The organism is Williamsia sp. 1135 (assembly GCF_002095395.1).
Lineage (GTDB): Bacteria > Actinomycetota > Actinomycetes > Mycobacteriales > Mycobacteriaceae > Williamsia.
On sequence record NZ_MJEI01000027.1, the window covers coordinates 1 to 5559 of the forward strand.

A 5559-nucleotide genomic window follows, 5' to 3' on the forward strand; every position below is an offset into this window, starting at 1 on the left:
AAATTGTGTTCGGCGGTGTCCTACTCTCCCACACTGATTAGGGTGCAGTACCATTGGCGCTGGTGGGCTTAGCTTCCGGGTTCGGAATGGGACCGGGCGTTTCCCCACCGCTATAGCCGCCGTAACTCTATGAAACAATCCACACCCAAACAAAGCCGGATGAAGAACCGTCGTTTTGTTTGTGTGTTGTTTCAGATATTGCACAGTGGATGCGAAACAAAAGTTTCATTACTTGTTTTGGTTGTAAGTCCTCGGCCGATTAGTACCAGTCACCTGCATCGGTTACCCGACTTCCAGTTCTGGCCTATCTACCCCATGGTCTGTAGGGGGCCTTAACCACGCAAAGGTGGTGAGAAACCTCATCTTGGAACAGGCTTCCCGCTTAGATGCTTTCAGCGGTTATCCCTTCCGAACGTAGCTAACCAGCAGTGCCCTTGGTAGGACAACTGGCACACCAGAGGTTCGTCCGTCCCGGTCCTCTCGTACTAGGGACAGGTTTCCTCAAGTTTCTTACGCGCGCGGCGGATAGAGACCGAACTGTCTCACGACGTTCTAAACCCAGCTCGCGTGCCGCTTTAATGGGCGAACAGCCCAACCCTTGGGACCTACTCCAGCCCCAGGATGCGACGAGCCGACATCGAGGTGCCAAACCATCCCGTCGATATGGACTCTTGGGGAAGATCAGCCTGTTATCCCCGGGGTACCTTTTATCCGTTGAGCGACACCGCTTCCACTTGCCGGTGCCGGATCACTAGTCCCGACTTTCGTCCCTGCTCGACATGTACGTCTCACAGTCAAGCTCCCTTGTGCACTTACACTCAACACCTGATTGCCAACCAGGCTGAGGGAACCTTTGGGCGCCTCCGTTACATTTTAGGAGGCAACCGCCCCAGTTAAACTACCCACCAGGCACTGTCCCTGAACCAGATCATGGTCCGAGGTTAGATATCCAATACGATCAGAGTGGTATTTCAACAACGACTCCACACACACTGGCGTGCATGCTTCACAGTCTCCCACCTATCCTACACAAACCGAACCGAACACCAATACCAAGCTATAGTGAAGGTCCCGGGGTCTTTTCGTCCTGCCGCGCGTAACGAGCATCTTTACTCGTACTGCAATTTCGCCGAGTCTGTGGTTGAGACAGCAGAGAAGTCGTTACGCCATTCGTGCAGGTCGGAACTTACCCGACAAGGAATTTCGCTACCTTAGGATGGTTATAGTTACCACCGCCGTTTACTGGGGCTTAAATTCTCAGCTTCACACCGAAGTGTTAACCGGTCCTCTTAACCTTCCAGCACCGGGCAGGCGTCAGTCCGTATACATCGTCTTACGACTTCGCACGGACCTGTGTTTTTAGTAAACAGTCGCTTCTCTCTGGTCTCTGCGACCACACCCAGCTCACAACGCGAAGTTGATCACCAGACGTGGTCCCCCTTCTCCCGAAGTTACGGGGGCATTTTGCCGAGTTCCTTAACCACAGTTCTCTCGATCGCCTTAGTATTCTCTACCTGACCACCTGTGTTGGTTTGGGGTACGGGCCGTGTCGCCACTCGCTAGAGGCTTTTCTCGGCAGCATAGGATCATGGAATTCGCCTCATTCGGCTACGCATCACCTCTCAGGCTCTATGTGTTCCGGATTTGCCTAGAACACGCCCTACAGGCTTACACCAGTACAACCACTGACTGGCCCCACTACCTTCCTGCGTCACCCCATCGCTTGACTACTACCAACCAAGGTCCCGCGCATCCAGTCCCAGGCACACCCGAAGGTGTAAAAGGAACATTCTGGGCGGTTAGTACAGCTGATTCATCACGGGCGCGACTACACGGGTACGGGAATATCAACCCGTTGTCCATCGACTACGCCTGTCGGCCTCGCCTTAGGTCCCGACTCACCCTGGGCGGATTAGCCTGGCCCAGGAACCCTTGGTCATTCGGCGGAACAGTTTCTCACTGTTCTTTCGCTACTCATGCCTGCATTCTCACTCCCACACCCTCCACCACTAGATCACTCTGTGGCTTCCAGGGATGCAGGACGCTCCCCTACCCACCCACACCACTGCTCAACACCCCGCAGGATGAAGAGAATGTCTTGTGTGAGTGCCGCGGCTTCGGCGGTGTACTTGAGCCCCGCTACATTGTCGGCGCAGGATCACTTGACCAGTGAGCTATTACGCACTCTTTCAAGGGTGGCTGCTTCTAAGCCAACCTCCTGGTTGTCTTCGCGACCCCACATCCTTTTCCACTTAGTACACGCTTAGGGGCCTTAGCCGGCGATCTGGGCTGTTTCCCTCTCGACTACGAACCTTATCGCCCGCAGTCTCACTGCCGCACTCTCACTCACCGGCATTCGGAGTTTGGCTGACGTCAGTAACCTTGTAGGGCCCATCGGCCATCCAGTAGCTCTACCTCCAGTGAGAAACATGCGACGCTGCACCTAAATGCATTTCGGGGAGAACCAGCTATCACGGAGTTTGATTGGCCTTTCACCCCTACCCACAACTCATCCCCTCCATTTTCAACTGAAGTGGGTTCGGTCCTCCACGACGTCTTACCGTCGCTTCAACCTGGCCATGGGTAGATCACTCCGCTTCGGGTCTAGACCCGGCGACTCCATCGCCCTATTCGGACTCGCTTTCGCTACGGCTACCCCACACGGGTTAACCTCGCCACCGAGCACTAACTCGCAGGCTCATTCTTCAAAAGGCACGCCATCACCCACAGCCAACCAAATGGCTCGCAGGCTTTGACGGATTGTAAGCGCACGGTTTCAGGTACTATTTCACTCCCCTCCCGGGGTACTTTTCACCTTTCCCTCACGGTACTAGTCCGCTATCGGTCACCAGGGAGTATTCAGGCTTATCGGGTGGTCCCGACAGATTCACAGCAGATTTCACGGGCCCGCTGCTACTTGGGTGTCTACTACAACAGTCAACATGTTTTCGTCTACGGGACTCTCACCCTCTACGACAGGCCGTTCCAGACCACTTCGACTAACACACTGATTTCTCACTGTCGGCCCATCCGGCAGAATGGACAAAATAGATCCCACAACCCCACACACACAACCCCTGCCGGGTATCACATATGCATGGTTTAGCCTCATCCGCTTTCGCTCGCCACTACTCACGGAATCACTATTGTTTTCTCTTCCTGTAGGTACTGAGATGTTTCACTTCCCCACGTTCCCTCCACACCCGCTATATATTCACAGGTGGGTAACACGACATCACTCGTGCTGGGTTTCCCCATTCGGACACCCTCGGATCACAGCTCGGTTGACAGCTCCCCGAGGCTTATCGCAGCCTCCTACGTCCTTCATCGGCTCCTGGTGCCAAGGCATCCACCGTACGCTCTTACACACTTACAACAATAAACAAAACAAAAAATAAAGATGCTCGCATCCACTGTGCAATTCTCAAACAACACACACCAACCAACCGGTACTCCAAACAAATGTCTTCACACTCACTTGATAACAAGCACCCGCATCAGCCGGCATCTTTGTCTAACCCTAGAAAGAACACGTGTGTTCTCTCAGGACCCAATAGTGTGTCAATGCCTCATCCCCTCGCAGGGACAAGCACCAAAGCCTCCGTAACCGGAAACCTCGATATTGTTAGCGTTTCACCCATGAGCTCCCACCGCCAAACATTTGCTGACGTAGTAGGGCCACCCATTCACACCACCATCCCCGCAAAGAGATGATGCCGGCGCTGGTACAAAGCAGCACAAAAGAACGGGTTTATGTTGCTCCTTAGAAAGGAGGTGATCCAGCCGCACCTTCCGGTACGGCTACCTTGTTACGACTTCGTCCCAATCGCCAATCCCACCTTCGACGGCTCCCTCCCACAAGGGGTTGGGCCACCGGCTTCGGGTGTTACCAACTTTCATGACGTGACGGGCGGTGTGTACAAGGCCCGGGAACGTATTCACCGCAGCGTTGCTGATCTGCGATTACTAGCGACTCCGACTTCACGGGGTCGAGTTGCAGACCCCGATCCGAACTGAGACCGGCTTTAAGGGATTCGCTCCACCTCACGGTATCGCAGCCCTCTGTACCGGCCATTGTAGCATGTGTGAAGCCCTGGACATAAGGGGCATGATGACTTGACGTCATCCCCACCTTCCTCCGAGTTGACCCCGGCAGTCTCTCACGAGTCCCCGCCATTACGCGCTGGCAACATAAGATAAGGGTTGCGCTCGTTGCGGGACTTAACCCAACATCTCACGACACGAGCTGACGACAGCCATGCACCACCTGTACACCAACCACAAGGGGGGCCATATCTCTATGGCTTTCTAGTGTATGTCAAACCCAGGTAAGGTTCTTCGCGTTGCATCGAATTAATCCACATGCTCCGCCGCTTGTGCGGGCCCCCGTCAATTCCTTTGAGTTTTAGCCTTGCGGCCGTACTCCCCAGGCGGGGTACTTAATGCGTTAGCTACGGCACGGATCCCGTGAAAAGGAACCCACACCTAGTACCCACCGTTTACAGCGTGGACTACCAGGGTATCTAATCCTGTTCGCTACCCACGCTTTCGTTCCTCAGCGTCAGTTACTACCCAGAGACCCGCCTTCGCCACCGGTGTTCCTCCTGATATCTGCGCATTTCACCGCTACACCAGGAATTCCAGTCTCCCCTGTAGTACTCAAGTCTGCCCGTATCGCCCGCACGCTTGGAGTTAAGCCCCAAGTTTTCACGAACGACGCGACAAACCGCCTACGAACTCTTTACGCCCAGTAATTCCGGACAACGCTCGCACCCTACGTATTACCGCGGCTGCTGGCACGTAGTTGGCCGGTGCTTCTTCTCCAGGTACCGTCACTCACGCTTCGTCCCTGGTGAAAGAGGTTTACAACCCGAAGGCCGTCATCCCTCACGCGGCGTCGCTGCATCAGGCTTGCGCCCATTGTGCAATATTCCCCACTGCTGCCTCCCGTAGGAGTCTGGGCCGTGTCTCAGTCCCAGTGTGGCCGGTCGCCCTCTCAGGCCGGCTACCCGTCGTCGCCTTGGTAGGCCATTACCCCACCAACAAGCTGATAGGCCGCGGGCCCATCCCAAACCGCCGGAGCTTTCCACCACAAAACATGCATTCCGTGGTCATATTCGGTATTAGACCCAGTTTCCCAGGCTTATCCCAAAGTTTGGGGCAGATCACCCACGTGTTACTCACCCGTTCGCCACTAATCCACCAGCAAGCTGGCTTCATCGTTCGACTTGCATGTGTTAAGCACGCCGCCAGCGTTCGTCCTGAGCCAGGATCAAACTCTCCATGAAAACCTTCCAAAAACCATCCCCCAAAAAGGGAGACGCTTTTCAAAAAAATATGTCCTGAAGAGATTCCAAAATCCCAACCAAACAAAAACTGACACCACCACAGGACTCAAAACCTGCGATGGGATCAAAAATAAAATATCTAACTAATGCCGGCACCACAACCATCACCAACCAAACCCCCCACAAAGGAAGTTTCGTCACCGTGACAGAAGCAGCACCTAAATGGCACTAACAATCCATCGACACACTATCGAGTTCTCAAAGAACACAC

General features: G+C 54.3%; 3 rRNA genes. All 3 read right to left on the minus strand.

Features of this window, described 5'->3' with window-relative positions:
• Positions 1–7: 7 nt before the first annotated feature.
• Positions 8–124, minus strand: a 5S ribosomal RNA gene (rrf, locus tag BFL43_RS00345).
• A 115-nt stretch (positions 125–239) separates the two neighbouring features.
• Positions 240–3376 (minus strand): 23S ribosomal RNA (locus BFL43_RS00350).
• A 391-nt stretch (positions 3377–3767) separates the two neighbouring features.
• Positions 3768–5288, minus strand: a 16S ribosomal RNA gene (locus tag BFL43_RS00355).
• Together the 16S, 23S and 5S rRNA genes form the textbook arrangement of a ribosomal RNA operon.
• Between the last annotated feature and the right edge of the window lie 271 nt (positions 5289–5559).